This is a genomic window from Curtobacterium sp. LFS079, from assembly GCF_047977865.1.
Lineage (GTDB): Bacteria > Actinomycetota > Actinomycetes > Actinomycetales > Micrococcaceae > Arthrobacter.
This window is the reverse complement of record NZ_JBFPFO010000015.1, coordinates 36,985-53,723: the sequence shown is the minus strand read 5'-3', so window position 1 is coordinate 53,723 and position 16,739 is coordinate 36,985. Positions and strand designations below refer to the sequence as shown.

15 protein-coding genes are annotated in these 16,739 nt (G+C 66.2%); 9 read left to right on the top strand and 6 right to left on the bottom strand.

Annotation, left to right across the window (positions count from 1 at the left end; all coding sequences use genetic code 11):
• The first annotated feature begins 5 nt into the window (after positions 1-5).
• The 6 genes from ACNQPB_RS18275 (at position 6) to sufU (ending at position 5,648) form a co-directional block, all read left to right on the top strand.
• Complete coding sequence (locus tag ACNQPB_RS18275; RefSeq protein WP_498753841.1) at positions 6-1,028, top strand: glycosyltransferase; 1,023 nt, start codon at positions 6-8, stop codon at positions 1,026-1,028.
• A 6-nt stretch (positions 1,029-1,034) separates the two neighbouring features.
• Positions 1,035-2,036, top strand: a complete 1,002-nt coding sequence (locus ACNQPB_RS18270; protein ID WP_498753840.1) for a glycosyltransferase family 2 protein — start codon at positions 1,035-1,037, stop codon at positions 2,034-2,036.
• Positions 2,037-2,092: 56 nt separating this feature from the next.
• Entirely contained in the window at positions 2,093-2,767 is a 675-nt protein-coding gene (locus tag ACNQPB_RS18265) for a polysaccharide deacetylase family protein (RefSeq protein ID WP_498753839.1), read from the top strand.
• The gene (locus ACNQPB_RS18260; protein WP_498753838.1) at positions 2,764-3,738 is read left to right on the top strand and encodes a glycosyltransferase family 2 protein; all 975 of its coding nucleotides are present in this window, start codon (positions 2,764-2,766) and stop codon (positions 3,736-3,738) included. The genes ACNQPB_RS18265 and ACNQPB_RS18260 overlap by 4 nt, the downstream gene beginning before the upstream one ends.
• 114 nt (positions 3,739-3,852) lie before the next feature.
• Positions 3,853-5,160 (top strand): SufS family cysteine desulfurase, encoded by a 1,308-nt coding sequence (locus tag ACNQPB_RS18255; RefSeq protein ID WP_498753837.1) that lies wholly within the window; start codon positions 3,853-3,855, stop codon positions 5,158-5,160.
• A 26-nt stretch (positions 5,161-5,186) separates the two neighbouring features.
• Positions 5,187-5,648 carry a Fe-S cluster assembly sulfur transfer protein SufU gene (gene sufU / locus ACNQPB_RS18250; RefSeq protein WP_498753836.1) on the top strand — a complete coding sequence of 154 codons (462 nt, stop codon included), beginning with the start codon at positions 5,187-5,189 and terminating at the stop codon, positions 5,646-5,648.
• Between the two features lie 2 nt (positions 5,649-5,650).
• On the opposite strand, the gene ACNQPB_RS18245 is transcribed toward sufU, so the two are convergent.
• Positions 5,651-6,484 carry a DUF2690 domain-containing protein gene (locus tag ACNQPB_RS18245; RefSeq protein WP_498753835.1) on the bottom strand — a complete coding sequence of 278 codons (834 nt, stop codon included), beginning with the start codon at positions 6,482-6,484 and terminating at the stop codon, positions 5,651-5,653.
• A 240-nt stretch (positions 6,485-6,724) separates the two neighbouring features.
• Between ACNQPB_RS18245 and ACNQPB_RS18240 the strand changes: the two genes are divergently transcribed.
• On the top strand, positions 6,725-7,750 hold the full coding sequence (locus tag ACNQPB_RS18240; RefSeq protein ID WP_498753834.1) for a hypothetical protein: 1,026 nt from the start codon (positions 6,725-6,727) through the stop codon (positions 7,748-7,750).
• 69 nt (positions 7,751-7,819) lie between these two features.
• Here the strand turns inward: ACNQPB_RS18240 and nhaA are convergent, their stop codons facing one another.
• The 3 genes from nhaA to ACNQPB_RS18225 form a co-directional block, all read right to left on the bottom strand.
• Positions 7,820-9,145 (bottom strand): Na+/H+ antiporter NhaA, encoded by a 1,326-nt coding sequence (nhaA, locus tag ACNQPB_RS18235; protein ID WP_498753833.1) that lies wholly within the window; start codon positions 9,143-9,145, stop codon positions 7,820-7,822.
• Between the two features lie 121 nt (positions 9,146-9,266).
• Complete coding sequence (locus ACNQPB_RS18230; RefSeq protein WP_498753832.1) at positions 9,267-9,488, bottom strand: SCO4848 family membrane protein; 222 nt, start codon at positions 9,486-9,488, stop codon at positions 9,267-9,269.
• A 1-nt stretch (position 9,489) separates the two neighbouring features.
• Positions 9,490-9,987, bottom strand: a complete 498-nt coding sequence (locus ACNQPB_RS18225) for a DUF2505 domain-containing protein (protein WP_498753831.1) — start codon at positions 9,985-9,987, stop codon at positions 9,490-9,492.
• Between the two features lie 145 nt (positions 9,988-10,132).
• Here ACNQPB_RS18225 and mfd point away from each other — a divergent pair, with 145 nt between their 5' ends.
• A complete protein-coding gene (gene mfd, locus ACNQPB_RS18220) occupies positions 10,133-13,861 on the top strand; it encodes a transcription-repair coupling factor (protein WP_498753830.1) in 3,729 nt (1,242 codons plus the stop codon).
• A gap of 4 nt (positions 13,862-13,865) precedes the next feature.
• Positions 13,866-14,678, top strand: a complete 813-nt coding sequence (locus tag ACNQPB_RS18215) for a metal-dependent hydrolase (RefSeq protein ID WP_498753829.1) — start codon at positions 13,866-13,868, stop codon at positions 14,676-14,678.
• A gap of 24 nt (positions 14,679-14,702) precedes the next feature.
• On the opposite strand, the gene ACNQPB_RS18210 is transcribed toward ACNQPB_RS18215, so the two are convergent.
• Both ACNQPB_RS18210 and ACNQPB_RS18205 read right to left on the bottom strand, forming a co-directional pair.
• Positions 14,703-16,232 (bottom strand): OmpL47-type beta-barrel domain-containing protein, encoded by a 1,530-nt coding sequence (locus tag ACNQPB_RS18210; protein ID WP_498753828.1) that lies wholly within the window; start codon positions 16,230-16,232, stop codon positions 14,703-14,705.
• Positions 16,229-16,738, bottom strand: a complete 510-nt coding sequence (locus ACNQPB_RS18205) for a hypothetical protein (protein WP_498753827.1) — start codon at positions 16,736-16,738, stop codon at positions 16,229-16,231. Before ACNQPB_RS18205 ends, ACNQPB_RS18210 begins: the two co-directional genes overlap by 4 nt.
• Position 16,739 lies beyond the last annotated feature (1 nt).

Here is a 16,739-nt window from a genome sequence, read left to right as displayed (position 1 = left end):
TGAACATGAGAAAGCTGACGGTCCTGCAATCCTTCCCGGTGCCGCGTCCCACCACGAATCCATACCTCGTGATGCTCCAGGAGGGCCTGCGCGATGTGCCCGGAGTGGAGGTGCTGAACTTCAGCTGGCGGAACGCCCTCCGTGCGGATTACGACGTGTTCCATGTTCATTGGCCGGAGATCCTGGTGGACGGCCGGACCCCCATGAGGAAGGCAGTCCGCCAGGTCCTCACAGTGGGGTTGCTGCTCCGGCTGGGCTGGAAAGGAACTCCGATCGTCAGGACGGTGCATAACCTGAACCTCCCGGAGGGCATCACCCTCCGGGAAAGGGTTCTGCTGCGGACCATTGACCGGCAGACGAAGTTCAGGATCACCCTGAATACCGAAACCCCGGTAGCGGCCGAAGCTCCACATCTGTTGATCCCTCACGGTGACTACCGGAAATGGTTCTCGCCTTACCTCCCGGAAAGGCCCTTGCCGGGCCATCTTGCCTACGTCGGACTCATCCGCAGGTACAAGGGTGTCGAAGGCTTGCTGACTGCATTCCGTGGGACGGAGCCCCTGATGGAGGGGCTGGTGCTCCATCTGGCCGGCAATCCATCCTCCCCGGAGCTGAGTCAATCCATCGTCCAGCTCGCAGCACCGGATCCACGGATCCGGCTGCAGTTGGAGTTCATCCCGGACGAGCAACTGGTCAAGCTGATGACTTCATCGGAGCTGATAGTCCTGCCGTACCGGTTCATGCACAACTCCGGCGCCATCCTGACCGCGCTTTCCTTGGGCCGGCCGGTCCTGGTGCCGGAAAACCCCGTCAACCGCAGGCTGGGAGAGGAGGTGGGACCCGGATGGGTCTTCACCTTTGAGGGCGAGATCACTGCGGAACACATAGTGCGGGCCCTCCGCTCGCTCAGGGAAGGAGCACCGTCCCGGAGCCCGACGTTTCTTTCGAGGGACTGGACGCATGGTTCAGAGGCGCACGTGCAGGCCTACCGGGAGGCCATCGCACTGGCACAGACTGCGAAGAGGTGAAGCCGGATGCGCGACCTAAGGCTTGTAGTGGCCGTCCTGACGTACAAGCGGCCTGAGGAACTGCGGTTGGGACTGCCTGTGATCCTCCGCCACGTGGCCGGCCTCAATGCGAATCCCGCATTCACGGCGAGGATCCTCGTCGTCGACAACGATCCTGCGGCGAGTGCCCGGGACACCGTCCGGATGTTCGATCCCGGGCTGGTCGGTTATGTGGTGGAGCCGGAACCCGGAATATCGGCGGGCCGGAACCGTGCTTTGGACGAGGCGTCCGGCGCGGACCTCCTGGTGTTCATTGATGACGACGAGCGGCCCCAGGAGCAATGGCTGGTGCCCTTGGTCGAGACCTGGGAGGAGACAGGTGCCGCCGCCGTGATGGGCCGGGTCGTGTCGGAATTTGAGTCCATGCCGGATCCATGGATTTCCGCCGGCAGGTTCTTCGTCCGGAGGAGGATGAAGACGGGAACCCCCATCGAGGTTGCGGCGGCCGGGAACCTTCTGCTGGACATGCGCCAGGTCAGGGAATCCGGCGTCCGTTTCAATGCGGATTTCGGCCTGACGGGAGCAGAGGACACGCTCTTCAGCCGGCAGCTCCGCAGGGCCGGCTGCACGATCGTCTGGTGCGACGAGTCCGTCACGACGGACTATGTGCCGGGCATCCGCACCACACGCCGGTGGGTGCTCGCCAGATCGTGGAGCCATGGAAACTCACTGGCGTTGGTGGATTTGCAGATGGCTTCGGGTTTTCCGCAGGCCCTCATCGTCCGCTTGCGGTTCATCGCACAGGGGCTCCTGCGGATCGCGGGCGGCGGCGGCCGCTACGTGCTGGGCCTGGCCGCGCGTTCCCAACGGCACGAGGCGCGGGGGTTGCGTTCGGTACTTCGGGGCGCGGGCATGCTCGCCGGTGCCCTCGGGATCGCGTACTTGGAATACGGCCGCTCCGGGTCATGGTCCGAGCGATTCACCCGTCTTCTGGCGCGGACTGGCGGACAGGGGGCCGGGACGCGGTGAGGCAGCTTGGGCACGGCTTGAAAGCGGCGGTCCGAAAAAGCGGGATCGCAGGATCGGTGGTCGGGGTCCGGACTTCCCTCCCGCACGTCGTGCTGACGTACGACGACGGACCTGACCCCCGCGGGACGGCGGCCGTCCTGGAGGCGTTGCGTGAGCGGGGCGCATCGGCAACGTTTTTCGTTCTCCTGACGCGTGCCCGCGTTTACCGCAGCTTGCTTGAAGAGGTCCTCATGGGCGGCCACGAGCTGGCCCTGCATGGCGTTGACCACCGGCGCCTTCCGGCGTTGCCGTTCGCCGTCGTCGCCCGGCGGACTGCGCAGGCGAAGGCCGAACTGGAAGATCTGGCCGGCCGGCGCGTCCGCTGGATGCGTCCGCCTTACGGAGCACAGACTCCGTCCAACTGGCTCGCCATCAGGTCGGCCGGGCTGGAGCCGGTGATGTGGACGCGCACCATGTGGGACTCCCGGCACGTATCGCAGTCCGAAAGGGTGATAAAGGCCACCGAAGATCCGCGGGCGGGCACGATTCTCCTCGCACACGACGGCTTTGCCAATGCGGGCGACGGCGCCGACGACGGTCCGGAGCCGGACTTTGACCGGGGTCGCCTGACCCGGCTGGTCCTCGAAGGTTTTGCGCAGCGTGGCCTGCAGGGTTGCTCGCTCTCCAAGGCCCTTGAATCCGGAAGCGTCGAACGTGCCACGTGGCTCACGGGGAAAGGACGGGCCGGATGAACCGCCTCGGCCGGCCGTTGGCGGACTTGGCCCTTATTGTCGTCAACTACGGCTCGCACGGGCTGCTCGTCAAGAACCTCCTGGCTGTGGCGGGGCACTCACCGGAGGCGATGGTGGTTGTCGTTGATAACTTCACCTCGAAGTCAGAGCGCGACGCGGTTGCCAGGCTGGCCGCAGCAAACAATTGGAGCCTCATTGAGCCGGACACCAACCTGGGCTTCGGCAAGGGTGTCAATGTAGGCGTCGAGCAGGCCAGGAAGCTGGGGGCGGGCTGTTGCCTTCTGCTTAATCCCGATGCCAGCATCGACCGGGTCAGCCTGCTTAGGCTTTGGCAGGCCGTGCACGAGAACCCCCTGGCCTTGGTTTCCCCCACGGTGCACCGCCCTGACGGATCGGTGTGGTTCGGCGGCGCCGACTTATATCTGGAGACCGGCAGGACGGCATCCAGAAGGCGGCGGGTTCCTGGCAGCACTGAACGGCTTGAGCCGTGGCTGAGCGGCGCCTGCCTGATGCTGAATCTGCAACTGTGGGACCGTGTGGGCGGATTCGACGAAGGGTATTTCCTCTACTGGGAGGACGTGGATTTGTCCCACCGGGTCCGCTTGGCCGGCGGCGAAATCGTGACGCTGACGGATGCCCGGGCGGTACACGACGAGGGCGGAACCCAGGAGAAGAACACCAGGGCGTACGCGCGTAGAGCCAAGTCCCGCACGTATTACTACTACAACATCAGGAACCGTTTCCTGTTTGCGGCGCGGAACCTGGACGATTCCGATCTGCGGCGCTGGAAGATGGCGTCCCTCGAGGCAAGCTGGGAGATTCTGCTGCGGGGCGGGCGCCGGCAGTTTCTTCACCCGTTCGGACCGCTCGGCGCGGCGGTCCGCGGGATCATGGACGGCTGGCGTTTGACGGTCACGGAGCGCCGCCCGGAGGGCCGTGACCGGGTGCTGCCCGGGACATGGGATAATTAGGACCAGTCAGTGTGACGTAATTGACCCAGGTTCTTGGGGAGCAGCTCTTCCGGAGCAGCTCCTCCGGAGCGCGGGCAGCGCCGCATGCCCTACAGGTCCACCCAGGAGTACGCCATGGTTGCCATCCCCACACATCTGCTCCATTCGGCAGCAACCCTCGACAACGATGAGGTGCGGCGCATCCGCAACGACTTCCCGATCCTGCACCAGCAGGTCAACGGCCGGGACCTCATCTACCTGGATTCCGGCGCCACCTCGCAGAACCCGCTGAGCGTCATCGAAGCCGAACAGGAGTTCTACGAACAGCGCAACTCTGCCGTGCACCGCGGGGCCCACTACCTGGCCGTGGAGGCCACCGAAGCCTTCGAAGACGCACGCGGGACGGTGGCGGCCTTCATCGGTGCCCGGAGCGAAGAACTGGTCTGGACCTCCAACGCCACCGAGGGCCTGAACCTGCTCAGCTACTCCTTCCTCAACGCCTCCCTTCCCGGTGCCCCTGCGGAATCCGCGCGCTTCGCCCTGGGCGAGGGGGACGAGATCGTGGTGACCGAGATGGAGCACCACGCCAACCTCATTCCGTGGCAGCAGCTCGCCATGCGCACGGGCGCCACCCTGCGCTACATCCCGGTAGACGACGCGGGAGCCTTGGAACTGGAGGAGGCCGCCCGGATCGTCGGCCCCCGCACCCGCGTGCTCGCTTTCACCCACGCTTCAAACGTGCTGGGCACCATCAACCCCGTGGCCGAGCTGGTCGGCCTGGCCCGGGAACACGGCGCCCTGGTGGTGTTGGATGCCTGCCAGTCCGCGCCGCACATGCCCTTGGACGTCAAGGCCCTGGACGTGGACTTCGCCGTGCTCTCCGGCCACAAGATGCTCGCGCCCACCGGCATCGGAGCCCTCTACGGCAAGGCCGGGCACCTCAACGCCATGCCGCCGTTCCTTACGGGCGGCTCCATGATCACCACCGTCACCATGGAGAAGGCCGCTTTCCTGCCCGCGCCGCAGCGCTTCGAGGCCGGCACCCAGCGCATCTCCCAGGCCATCGCCCTGGCCTCGGCCGCGAACTACCTGAAGGAGACCGGCATCGCCCGGATCCACGAATGGGAAATGGTCCTCGGCCAGCGCCTGGTCAGCGGGCTCAGCGCCATTCCCGGCATCCGCGTGCTCGGCCCGGCTGCGGGCCGGGAGCGGATCGGGCTGGCAGCGTTCGACGTCGACGGCGTGCACGCCCACGACGTCGGACAGTACCTTGACGACCTCGGCATCGCCGTGCGTGTCGGCCACCACTGCGCCCAGCCGCTGCACCGCAGGCTCGGGCTGACGGCCACCACGCGCGCCAGCACCTACCTCTACAACACCACCGACGACGTCGACGCCCTCCTGGAAGCCGTGGCCGGCGTGCGTTCCTACTTCCGGGTCTGACGCCCTTTCGGACCACAAGGAAAAACATGAGTCTTGACGCCCTTTACCAGCAGATCATCCTGGACCACTCGAAGCTCCGCCACGGCGAAGGCCTGGCATCCGAACAGCCGCCGGCCGGGGCCAGCTGCGGCGAATCACACCAGCTCAATCCCACCTGCGGGGACGAGATCACGGTGCGGCTCGCCGTCGCCGACGGCAAGGTCAGCCAACTCCGCTGGGACGGCGACGGCTGCTCCATTTCCATGGCCTCCGCCTCGGTGCTCACGGATCTCGCCGAAGGCACGGACCCGGAGGAACTGCGGAAGTTGATCGACGTTTTCCGGGAGATGCTGCGTTCCCGCGGCAAGATCGCCGCCGACCCTGAGGTGCTGGGCGACGCCGCCGCGTTCGAAGGCGTGGCCCGCTACGTGGCCAGGGTCAAGTGCGCAATGTTGTCCTGGGTGGCGGCGGAGGACGCACTGGGGCAGGCGACGGGGCCCCGGCCTTAGGGCTAGACACATATGGGTAGTCCCAGATCCACGTTGCGGCTGCCGGACGTGTAGCTGGCGACAGCGCAGAACTGGTCAGCCACACTCTTCTGGACGATCATCGTCGTCAGGATTGTCTGCACATCCTTCGCATCTACTTGCTGGGTGAGGGGACCATTTGGCTCATTCTTGTCGTAGATACGAATAGCCATAGTGTTTCCGTATGCTTTGCCGTCGTATCGCGTGACACGGGCCCACAGTGAATTGCAGCGGTTGGACATGAGAATCTGAATCTGGGATTTCTCCGCGCGCTCTTCGCTTGCGATGATCTTTCCGTCGTTGACGCACTTCGAATCAAAGATGTTGTCGCCCGTCTTTCCAACTGGAAGTGCTTGTGCTGCCTCGCTTGGAGCGCCGGTATTGGCGTTGGTGTGGGTAGTTTGGGCCTGGTTGGCAACCAAAATGCCCGTCATGACCGATGAAAGAATTCCGACGATCAATGACGTGATGGTCGCGAGCATAACTGCTTTGCGGACCGAAATCGTCGGGATGCCGGGCTTTCCATTGGCGGGTTTCGACGCTGTCACCGTCTCGGCAGGAGTCTTGGACCGTTGGATCCGCTCGCGCCGTTCACACCAGGGCCGGGGGTCTTCTCCGAAGTGGCTCACGAGTCCGTGGACCGTCGACTCGGTTGGTAGTTTGTCGCCCTTGAGGGCCTCAGAGAGCGTGGATTTGGAAATGCCGGTGGCCCGTTCGAGGGACTTGAAAGCCGGTGTGCCGAAGCTCTGCCTCAGCTGCCTTAGATCCGCAGCAAACGCTTCGGCCGTGTCTTGATCTGTGATGGGCTGATCGGTCACTGGAATCCTCACTCCGGGGTGCGCAAGTGTCTGCAACAGGCTGATCATAAGGCAACCAGGAAGGCCGGTTGCTGGGCTTGCACAACTATGACGAAGGTGGAATGGATGTCCGGAGATTCCGTCCTGAACCTTTCCGGACCCGGCCGGACGAAAACCATGCTCCTCTGAACTTGAGTTGAGCCAAGACGTCATCGTTCGGCTCCTCTCCTAACTCACATCAGGAGAAAGCGGGGGCATCCAATGGACCCAACAAGGAAGAAATTCAGAAGGCAGACCAAAGCCAAGATGATCCACAGGATTGCGTCGTCGGCGGCTGGCCTGGCAATTGCAGCCGCCGGCCTGGCAACTGCCGCCGTCACTGCCGTCCCGGCTTATGCCGGGGTCTACACCGCAAAAGTCATCACGACGGGAAGTGGCGTCGGCAATGTCAATATCCGCCAAAGCACAAACACTTCCTCGGTCATTTATCGTACTGTCCCGGCAGGAAGTTCAATCGGGATTAACTGCCATACCTACGGTCAGAGTCTCACCGGAAGGTACGGAGCATCGTCCATGTGGTACGCCGTCGATGGCGGAGGCTGGATCAGCGACGCCTACGTTTACACGGGGACAAGCAATGCTGTGACTCCGGCGTGCAAGACGGCGAAAGTCATCACGACCGGTAGCGGTGTTGGCGATGTCAATATCCGACCGGAGCCCAGCACGTATCGTGCACCGATCCGGGTCGTGGCTGCTGGAAGCGTGCTGCCACTTGGCTGCTATGCCTACGGACAGCGCCTGACCGGTCGCTACGGTGCATCATCGATCTGGTACCAAGTAGTGGGTGGTGGCTGGATCAGTGACGCCTATGTTTACACGGGTACCAGCAACCCGGTCACTGCAGCGTGTGCCTCGGCCCCGCCGCCGACGTCCACGAAGGCGGATCGAGCTGCGGCCTGGGCACAGAGCATGGTGGGAGCGACAGGATGGGACGGCTGGTGTGAGCGCTTCGTCGAAAACGCCTACGGGGTGTCCGGAAAGTACGCCTCGGCAGTTGCCCACTACAACGCCGTCCGTGGACAGGTGAGCACCAACGGGACTCCGCCGAAAGGTGCGATTGTCTTCTACAGTGCCGCGGCAATCAATGGGTATTACGGTCACGTCATGATCAGCCTGGGTGATGGGCGATATGTCACCACTGCCGGTTCGATCAAGATCGTTGGCCAGAGTTGGCCTGGTGCTCCGTATCTTGGGTGGTACATCCCCACCCAGTGGCAAGGCCGATAACTCTCACAGGCAACTGAGGTGGGGGGAAGGCACGGGCCCATTCGGGTCCGTGCTTTCCCGGCCGCTGCCTCAGGCCGCGCCTTCCGGGGCGGCGAAAACGTCAGGGACGCCGTCGCCGTCGTCGTCGCGCTGTTCTTCCAGCTCCACCTTCCGGTAGTGCCGGTTGCGGACCCTGAGCACGACGGCGGCAAGCACCGCCGCACAGAGGGAACCCGCCAGGATGGCCACCTTGGCGTGGTCGTTGTGCGCGGAGGAGGGGCCGAAGCTGAGTTCGGCGATCAGCAGGGAGACCGTGAAACCGACACCGGCGAGCAGCGACAGGCCGGCCACGTCGATCCAGGCGAGGCTGCTGTCCAGGCGGGCACGGGTGGACTTGGTCAGGACGAAGGTGGTGCCGAAGATCCCGAGGGTCTTGCCCGCGACGAGGGCCACGACGATGCCCAGGGCCACGGGATCAGTGAAGGCGACCCGCAACCCGGCGGCGCCGCCCAGGGCCACCCCGGCGGAGAAGAAGGCGAACACCGGGACGGCGAAGCCGGCGGAGAAGGGGCGGAGGCGGTGCTCGAAGCTCTCCGCCAGTCCGTGTTCGGGTTCGCCCTTCCTGCCGGAGGAAAGGACCGGAACGGCGAAGCCGAGCAGCACGCCGGCCACCGTGGCGTGGATTCCCGAGGCATGGACGAATGCCCAGGTGGCCGCGGCCAGGGGTAGCAGCAGGTACCAGGAACGGACACGCTTCTGGACCAGGAAGGTGAACGCGGCCAGCGGGACCAGGGCGGCGAGCAACATGAGGGGCTGGAGCCCGGTGGAGTAGAAGAAGGCGATGATCCCGATCGCGATCAGGTCATCGACCACGGCGAGCGTCAGCAGGAAAGTGCGCAACGCGGCCGGAAGGTGCGTGTTGATGACCGCGAGCACGGCCAGGGCAAAGGCGATGTCCGTGGCGGTGGGGATGGCCCAGCCCTTCAGCGTTTCCGCGCCGGAACCCAGGTTGAAAAGTACGTAAATGAGTGCCGGGAGGGCCACTCCGCCCACGGCGGCGGCCACCGGGACCACGGCCTTCGCGGGGTTGCGTAGCTCGCCGGAAACGAATTCGCGCTTGAGTTCTAGCCCGGCGATGAAGAAGAACACCGCCAGCAGGCCGTCTGATGCCCAATGGCCGACGCTCAGTTCGAGGTGCCAGGGGGCGTAGCCGAGCTTGACGTCCCGGAGCGCGAAGTAGCCGCTGGCCCACGGCGAGTTGGCCCACAGCAGGGCGGCAACGGTGGCGGCGAGCAGCAAGGCTCCGCCCACGGTTTCGGTCCGCAGGATCGCCAGGACCCGCTGGTATTCGGGGAAGCTGGCGCGGGCGAACACCCGGCGTACGGGGGATTGCGGGGAAGTCGGGTGCGGGCTCATGCGGCTCCTTTTGCGGGAGGGTCGGCAAAATCGTTGCCGACCAGACTTCCCGGCGCACCTGTGTTCCATCCTACCGGGTGGGACAGGTGCGCCGGGTTGTCCGCCGCAGGCGGGGGAAGCGTCAGCCGAGCAGGCCTGCGACGCCGATCGCCGCCGTCGCGAGACCCAGCACCATGGAGATGCTCACCAGTACGACGTGCACGGTGAGGAACCTGGTGGGCTTGCCGGCCGCGTCCCGGGCGCGAGGGTCCTTCATGACGCGCTTGAGGAACTGCGGCCACACCGCCAGGGACCAGACGCCGGCAACCACCAGCACCCAGCCGAGGATTGCGGGGAGGTGCATGCTAGTGGCTTTCGAGCCAGGCCTGGGCCTGCTGCGACTGGATGTTCAGGGCCTTGCCGACCATGGGCTCGGCGGCGTCGGCGATCTTGCCGCCCAGGAACGGAACGGACGAGGTCACGGCGCCTTCGAGTTCGATCCGGGTGCTGGGGCCGTCCGCAACCAGGCGCTGCGCGGCGGTGACGTCCAAGGGAGCTCCGGCAATCTTCAGGGCGATGGTGCTGCTGCGCGAACCGTCCGCGGCCGGGGCTGCCCACTGTTCGGTCTGGGTGACGGTGAGGCTCTCGCCGACGAACTTGCGCGCGATCTCGGGCAGGCGGGTGGTGGGCAGGGTGCGGACCGTGACCGTGCTGAATGCGCCCGCGGGGTCGCCTTCGACGTTGAAGGATTCGAGGGTGCCGCCAACGAGTTCGCTGGTGTGCTTGAGGAATTCTTCGTTCACGAAGACAGCGGCAACGCGGTCAACGCTGTGCGGCAGGGTGGTGGATGCGGCCAGGGGCATGGGGGTCCTCCATGGGTATGTCGGTTGAGAGCTTCTGAGGCTCCCAAACATCCTACGGGGTGGGCGGGGTAGGCTAGGAAAGTCCCCGGGGTTCTGCAGAATTTCGGGCTTTCGTGTTGCTTTCCCCACCCCAGGAGCGCCATTCATGAGCCCCAAAGGCCAGTCCACGGCAGGTCAGTCAACGGCGCAGGCCGGCGCCGTCGCGGGCGAATCCCTCGACGGGTTGCGGCGCGTCCTCGGCGAAGACGCCGGTTTCGCCAGGGTCCGCCCGGAAGCTGCGCGGGGCTTCGCCGGCCGCAGTGAGGACTACCAGATCAGCGCCCCGGCCGGCCTTCGTGCCGCCCTGCTTGCCGAAATGGCGGACGGCCTGGCGTCCCAGGCACCGGCCGGAGGTGGCGTTCCCGACGGCGGCACTCCGGTAGTGCTGGCCGTCACCGCCACCGGACGCGAGGCCGAGGACCTGGCAGCGGCCCTCGCTTCCTACCTTCCGGAAGAATCCGTCGCGGCGTTCCCGAGCTGGGAGACCCTGCCGCACGAGCGGTTGTCTCCGCGCTCGGACACCGTCGGCCGGCGGCTGTCCGTGCTGCGCCGGCTGGCCCACCCGGAGATCGCCGCCCACACGGAAGCCGCGTCGCCGCTGCGTGTGGTGATCGCTCCAGTGCGTGCCGTGGTGCAGCCCGTGGTGGCGGGCCTCGGGGACCTGGTTCCCGTCACGGTCAAAGTGGGACAAGAGGTGCCGTTCACGGAGCTGGTGCGCAGCCTCGCCGACGCCGCCTACTCGCGGGTGGACATGGTCACGCACCGCGGCGAATTCGCCGTCCGTGGCGGCATCCTGGACGTGTTCCCGCCCACCGAAGACCACCCCGTGCGCATCGAGTTCTTCGGTGACGAGGTGGAGCAGATGCGCTGGTTCGCCGTCGCCGACCAGCGCTCGCTGACCTCCCTCTCCGGCACCATCAAGCACCCCACCGAACTGTATGCGCCGCCCTGCCGCGAAATCCTCATCACCCCCTCCGTGATGTCCCGCGCCGCCACCCTGAAACCGCAGATGCCCGCCGCGGCGGACATGCTGGAGAAGATCGCCGGGGGCATCGCCGTCGAGGGCATGGAGTCCCTGGCCCCGGTGCTGGTGGATGCCATGGTGCCGTTCGTGGAGCAGCTCCCCGCCGGCTCGATCGCCGTCGTGATCGAACCCGAGAAGGTCCGCACCCGTGCCCACGACCTCGCGGCCACGAACGAGGAATTCCTTGAGGCCGCGTGGTCCACGGCGTCCGACGGCGGTGCCGCGCCCCTTGATCTGGCCGGGCAGGCGGCCACGGACCTCCATGCGGCCAGTTTCCGTTCGCTGACGGACACCCGCAGCGCCGCGCTGGCCCATGAGGTCTCCTGGTGGTCCATCACCTCCCTCGCCACGGACGAGGACCTGGTGCTGGATATCGACGTGCTGAACCTGCACGCCCGGGAGCCCCGCGGCTACCAGGGCGACGTTGCGGAAATGCTCGATTTCATCGGCTCCCATGTCCGGGACCAGTGGCGGATCGTGGTGGCCACGGACGGTCCCGGCCCGGCCCAGCGCCTGGCCGAGCTCTTCCACGACGCCGGCATTCCCTGCGCGCGGGTGGACACCCTGGCCGAGGAGCCGCAGCCGGGAATCATCGAGGTGACCACGGCCGCCGTCGGACGCGGCTTCGTTCTCGACGGGCTCAAGCTCGGGCTGCTCACCGAAGCGGACCTGCTGGGGCGGTCCTCGGCAGCGTCCACGAAGGACATGCGGCGGATGCCCTCCAAGCGGCGCAACGCCGTCGACCCCCTGCAGCTGCACGCCGGCGACTTCGTGGTCCACGAACAGCATGGCATCGGCAAGTTCGTCGAGCTCATCCAGCGAAAAGTGATCGGGGGCGCAAAGGATTCTGAGGGTGTCCGCGAGTACCTTGTACTGGAATACGCTTCCTCCAAACGCGGCGCCCCCGGGGACCGGCTCTTCGTGCCCACGGACCAGCTGGACCAGGTGACACGCTACGTCGGCGGTGACACGCCGGTACTGAGCAAGATGGGCGGCGCCGACTGGGCCAGCACCAAGTCCAAGGCCCGCAAGGCCGTCAAGGAAATCGCCGGTGAACTGATCCGCCTCTACTCGGCCCGCATGGCCTCGCGGGGCTACGCCTTCAGCCCGGACACTCCGTGGCAGCGCGAGCTCGAAGAGGCCTTCCCCTACGTGGAGACCCCGGACCAGCTGACCACCATCAACGAGGTCAAGGCGGACATGGAACGGGAGATCCCCATGGACCGCCTGGTGTCCGGCGACGTCGGCTACGGCAAGACCGAGATCGCCGTCCGTGCCGCCTTCAAGGCCGTGCAGGACGGCAAGCAGGTGGCTGTGCTGGTGCCCACCACCCTGCTGGCCCAGCAGCACTACGAGACCTTCACCGAGCGCTTCTCCGGCTTCCCGCTGCGGGTCAAGCCGCTGTCCCGCTTCCAGGGCTCCAAGGAGGCGAAGGAAACGGCGGAGGGCGTGAAGAGCGGCGCCGTCGATGTGGTGATCGGTACGCACCGCCTGCTGTCCAAGGATTTCGAATTCAAGGACCTCGGCCTGGTGATCGTCGACGAAGAGCAGCGCTTCGGCGTCGAACACAAGGAAGCGCTCAAGAAGATGCGCACCAACGTGGACGTGCTGGCCATGTCCGCCACCCCGATCCCGCGCACCCTGGAGATGTCCCTGACCGGGATCCGCGAAACCTCCACCCTGGCTACGCCGCCGGAGGAACGCCACCCGGTGCTGACCTACGTGGGCCCGTACACGGACAAGCAGACCTCTGCCGCGATCCGGCGCGAACTGATGCGCGAGGGCCAGGTGTTCTTTGTGCACAACCGGGTGTCCTCGATCGAACGGATGGCCGCGCAGATCCGCGAACTCGTCCCGGAAGCCCGGGTTGAGGTGGCGCACGGGCAGATGTCCGAGAGCCGGCTCGAGAAAATCATTGTGGACTTCTGGGAAAAGCGCTTCGACGTGCTGGTCTGCACCACCATCATCGAAACCGGCCTGGACATCTCCAACGCCAACACCCTGATCGTGGACGGCGCGGACAAGTACGGCCTGTCGCAGCTGCACCAGCTGCGCGGCCGTGTGGGCCGTGGCCGGGAACGCGCCTACGCCTACTTCCTGTACCCCTCGGAGAAGCCGCTGGGCGAAGTGGCGCTGGAGCGGCTCAAGGCCGTGGCAACCCACAACGAGCTCGGCGCGGGCATGCAGCTGGCCATGAAGGACCTGGAGATCCGCGGCGCCGGTAACCTGTTGGGCGGCGAACAGTCCGGCCACATCCAGGGTGTCGGCTTCGATCTCTACATCCGACTGGTGGGCGAAGCCGTGGCCGAATACCGCGGCGAGGCCGAGGAAAAGGCCGCCGACATGAAGATCGAGCTGCCGGTCAACGCCCACCTGCCGCACGACTACGTGCCCGGGGAACGACTGCGCCTGGAGGCCTACCGGAAGCTCGCTGCCGCCGTCACGAACGAGGCCATCGACGAGGTCCTGGCCGAACTCGTGGACCGCTATGGCGAGCCGCCGCTGCCCGTGCAGAACCTCATCGCCGTGGCGCGCTTCAGGGTCACGGCCCGCGAAACCGGGCTGTCCGACGTCGCGCTCCAGGGCAACTTCATCCGCTTCTCCCCGGCGAACCTGCCCGAGTCCAGGGTGATGCGCCTGAACCGCATGTACCCGGGCTCCCAGGTGAAGCCTGCGCTGGACTCCGTGCTGATCCCCAAGCCCAAGACCGCCAAGATCGGCGGCCGGGACCTGCAGGACGCCGAGATCCTGAACTGGGCCAACACGGTCATCACCGCGATCTTCGCGGACGAACCCGTAAAGGCTGGCTGAACGCATGATGGGAGGACATCACGCCGCGTCAGGAGCCGCGGCGTGGATCGCTGTTGCCTCGACCGGCCCGTATGCCCTGGGCTGGTATCCGCTGGATTCCACCGGGATCCTGATCGGGGCGCTCACGACGGCGGGAACGGCGCTGGTGTGCGACTGGGACCACCGCTCGAGCACCATCGCCCACTCGCTGCCGCCGCTCTCGCGGCTGATCGCCGTCGGGATCGAAAAGGCCAGCGGCGGGCACCGGCAGGGAACGCACTCGCTGCTGGGCGCTGCGGCGTTCGTGCTGCTGGCGGGCATGGCGGCGCAGTTCCAGCTGGACACCCCGGTGGGCAGGCTCTCCGTGGGTGCCGGGCTGCTGTGCATGTTCATGATCAACCTGGCGGCCAAGGCGCTGAAGCTTTTCCCGGAGCACGGCTGGCTGGCCAACTGGGTCTTCGCGCTGGCCGCGGCCGGGCTGGTCACCTGGTTCGCTCCGCAGCAGTGGGCCTGGCTGCCGCTGTCCATGCTGACCGGCGTCGTGGTGCACATCGTGGGCGACATGATCACCACCGGGGGAGTGCCGCTACTGTGGCCGATTGTGATCAAGCCGCCGAAGTTCTGGCGGAAGCTTCCCCTGGTCAGCGGAATCTGGAGGGCCAACGGTGCGCTGTCCATTCCGCTGCTGGGCAAAGCCGGTTCGCGCCGCGAATGGTTGCTCCTGATCCCGGTCAGCGGGTACGCCATGGTGGGGATCTGCGGCGCGGCCTGGGCCTTGTTACATGCCCGCTGGCCGGCCGTAATGTCCTTCCTCACGGCGATGCTTGCCGGGTCCTAGAATCCGGGTCCCAGCACCCGGGTCCTAGAATCCGGACTGCGTGCCCGCCGTGAACGTTCCGGTCATCGGGTTTCCGGCGGTGTCAGCGACGCCTGGCGCGGGGGTGTAGACGGGGGCGACAAGTGTGGAATCGTCCCCTCGGGTACCGCCGCTGCCGCCGTCGTTGAGGGTGAGGACCAGGGTCCCGGTGGACTTGGTCCAGGAAACCGTGGCGGCGTAGGTACGGGCTGTGCTGGCGTTGCTGTTGTAGTTGGCGATCAGCTTCACGCCTCCGATGGCCGGCGTGGAACAGCTTGTGCTGACGAACGTCAAGGTGTCATCGGCACTGATGCTTGCCGTTCCCGTGGCCGACGCGGTGGCTGCACCGTTGCTCCAGGAACTGCAAAGGGTACTGGCGGCCGTGTCTGCGGAGTAAACCATGGTGAGCGTATCTCCGGTGCTGGCACGGCCTTGTTGTCCGGTTCCTCCGCTGTTCGCGAGGCTGATGGAGCTGACGGTGGGTGCGGCGACGTCCTTGGTGGACGTTGCGGTGCCCGGCTGGCCGGTGTTCCCTGCTGCGTCCCTGGCGACCGCACTGTAGCTCAGGGGTCCGTCAGTGGTCAGCGATGTCAGGTTCAGCCCGGCGGTGCTCCAGTTGCCGGATCCGTTGGCGCTGACGGTCTGGGTGACCGTGTGCGCCCCGGAATCGGTGACGGTGAGGACCACGGAGGCTCCTGCTTCTGCCGTGCCGGTGACTGGAACGTTGGCCACATTGGCGATGTTCACGTACGTAGGTGCGGAGACCGCTGGGGGAGCGGGGGCCAGTGTGTCGATGCGGATGGTCTGCGTTTGCGGTGCGCCCGAGTTGCCGCGGACATCCGTGGCGAAGAAGGACACCGTGTGCGTGCCGTTGCCGCTGACATTCACGGCTGCCGTGGCCGCGTTGATGACAACCGTGCTGCCGCCGTCCACGGAGTACTTGATGGCCGCAACGCCTGTACCACCAGGGTTGTCCACCGCACCCAGGTTGACAGTGACCGGGGTGGAGTTGTTGAAGCCTGCCCCGTTCGGTGCCGGGGAAATCGAGGTCACGGAGACGGTCGGAGCCGTGACGTCAACGGTCACGCCTGCGCTCCGCGCGCTGGCCGTGCCGGTCCACAGTGCGATGACCGGGGTGGCGGTGTAATACCAGGTGCCGTCGGGCACGTTTTGCTCCGTGCAGGCCAGGCCGCTGACAGTCCCGGCGCAGCCGCCGCCGGCGTCGATCTTGGTGCCGCCGGTGGGGGAGGCGTAGCGGGCAATCGTGTAGCCCGCCACGGCGTGCGCGCCCGGCGTCGTTACGGCCGCCCAGCTGACGCTGACGTTGGCGCCGGCCGGCGAAGCTGCCGGAGTGCCGCCCTGCGGCAGCGCATCTGCCTTGGCCGCTGCAAAATTGCTGCTGCTCACTGTCTGCCAGAAGGCGTTGGCCGCCGGGGCGCCCCAGGTGATGAACAGGATGGCCGAGACCGTCCACACGATGCGGCGCCGGAGCGTCGGGGCATTTCCACTGCTTGCGCGGTGCATGGGCTTGCTCATTTGCGCACCGCCATCGTCACTGGAAGCCGGAATACGGAGCCCTGGCACGCAGATTGCGAGGCTGCGGACATCGACGCGGCGCCAGGGAGGGTGATCAGGACCGAGGAATTCGGCGGTACGACAACCGCGGGGCTCAATGGCGCGGCGGGCGGGTTGAAGGTGACGCCGGTGGTGGTGCACAGGGCGTGCGAGGCATCGGCGGTAGCCTGCCCGTTGGCCGTGACGCTGTATACCTGCACCGCGAAGCCGTTCGGGTTGGTGGCCCGGAGGATCACATCCGCAGTGCCTCCAGGGACGAGCGAGGTTGCCGGCGAATCACCGCTGACAAAGGCATCCACCAACACCGTTTGCATGGTGCCGTTGGCCGCGGAGCCGCTTCCGATCCCAATCGTGGACCAGTATGCGTAGGCCGTCCCTACCCCCATCACCATGAGCAATACGGCGGACGTGGCCACGGCCTTGGCTGCGAGGAGCGGGCCGGTCTTCAACCATCGAGTCGGCTTCATG

What these genes read in the sequence shown, in the direction of transcription:
- sufU (WP_498753836.1), top strand. Translation starts at nt 5,187, where the DNA reads ATGAGTCTTGACGCCCTTTACCAGCAGATCATCCTGGACCACTCGAAG.
- nhaA (WP_498753833.1), bottom strand. Translation starts at nt 9,145, where the DNA reads ATGAGCCCGCACCCGACTTCCCCGCAATCCCCCGTACGCCGGGTGTTC.
- ACNQPB_RS18240 (WP_498753834.1), top strand. Translation starts at nt 6,725, where the DNA reads ATGGACCCAACAAGGAAGAAATTCAGAAGGCAGACCAAAGCCAAGATG.
- ACNQPB_RS18260 (WP_498753838.1), top strand. Translation starts at nt 2,764, where the DNA reads ATGAACCGCCTCGGCCGGCCGTTGGCGGACTTGGCCCTTATTGTCGTC.
- ACNQPB_RS18210 (WP_498753828.1), bottom strand. Translation starts at nt 16,232, where the DNA reads ATGAGCAAGCCCATGCACCGCGCAAGCAGTGGAAATGCCCCGACGCTC.
- ACNQPB_RS18215 (WP_498753829.1), top strand. Translation starts at nt 13,866, where the DNA reads ATGATGGGAGGACATCACGCCGCGTCAGGAGCCGCGGCGTGGATCGCT.
- ACNQPB_RS18230 (WP_498753832.1), bottom strand. Translation starts at nt 9,488, where the DNA reads ATGCACCTCCCCGCAATCCTCGGCTGGGTGCTGGTGGTTGCCGGCGTC.
- ACNQPB_RS18255 (WP_498753837.1), top strand. Translation starts at nt 3,853, where the DNA reads ATGGTTGCCATCCCCACACATCTGCTCCATTCGGCAGCAACCCTCGAC.
- ACNQPB_RS18205 (WP_498753827.1), bottom strand. Translation starts at nt 16,738, where the DNA reads ATGAAGCCGACTCGATGGTTGAAGACCGGCCCGCTCCTCGCAGCCAAG.
- ACNQPB_RS18225 (WP_498753831.1), bottom strand. Translation starts at nt 9,987, where the DNA reads ATGCCCCTGGCCGCATCCACCACCCTGCCGCACAGCGTTGACCGCGTT.
- ACNQPB_RS18275 (WP_498753841.1), top strand. Translation starts at nt 6, where the DNA reads ATGAGAAAGCTGACGGTCCTGCAATCCTTCCCGGTGCCGCGTCCCACC.
- mfd (WP_498753830.1), top strand. Translation starts at nt 10,133, where the DNA reads ATGAGCCCCAAAGGCCAGTCCACGGCAGGTCAGTCAACGGCGCAGGCC.
- ACNQPB_RS18270 (WP_498753840.1), top strand. Translation starts at nt 1,035, where the DNA reads ATGCGCGACCTAAGGCTTGTAGTGGCCGTCCTGACGTACAAGCGGCCT.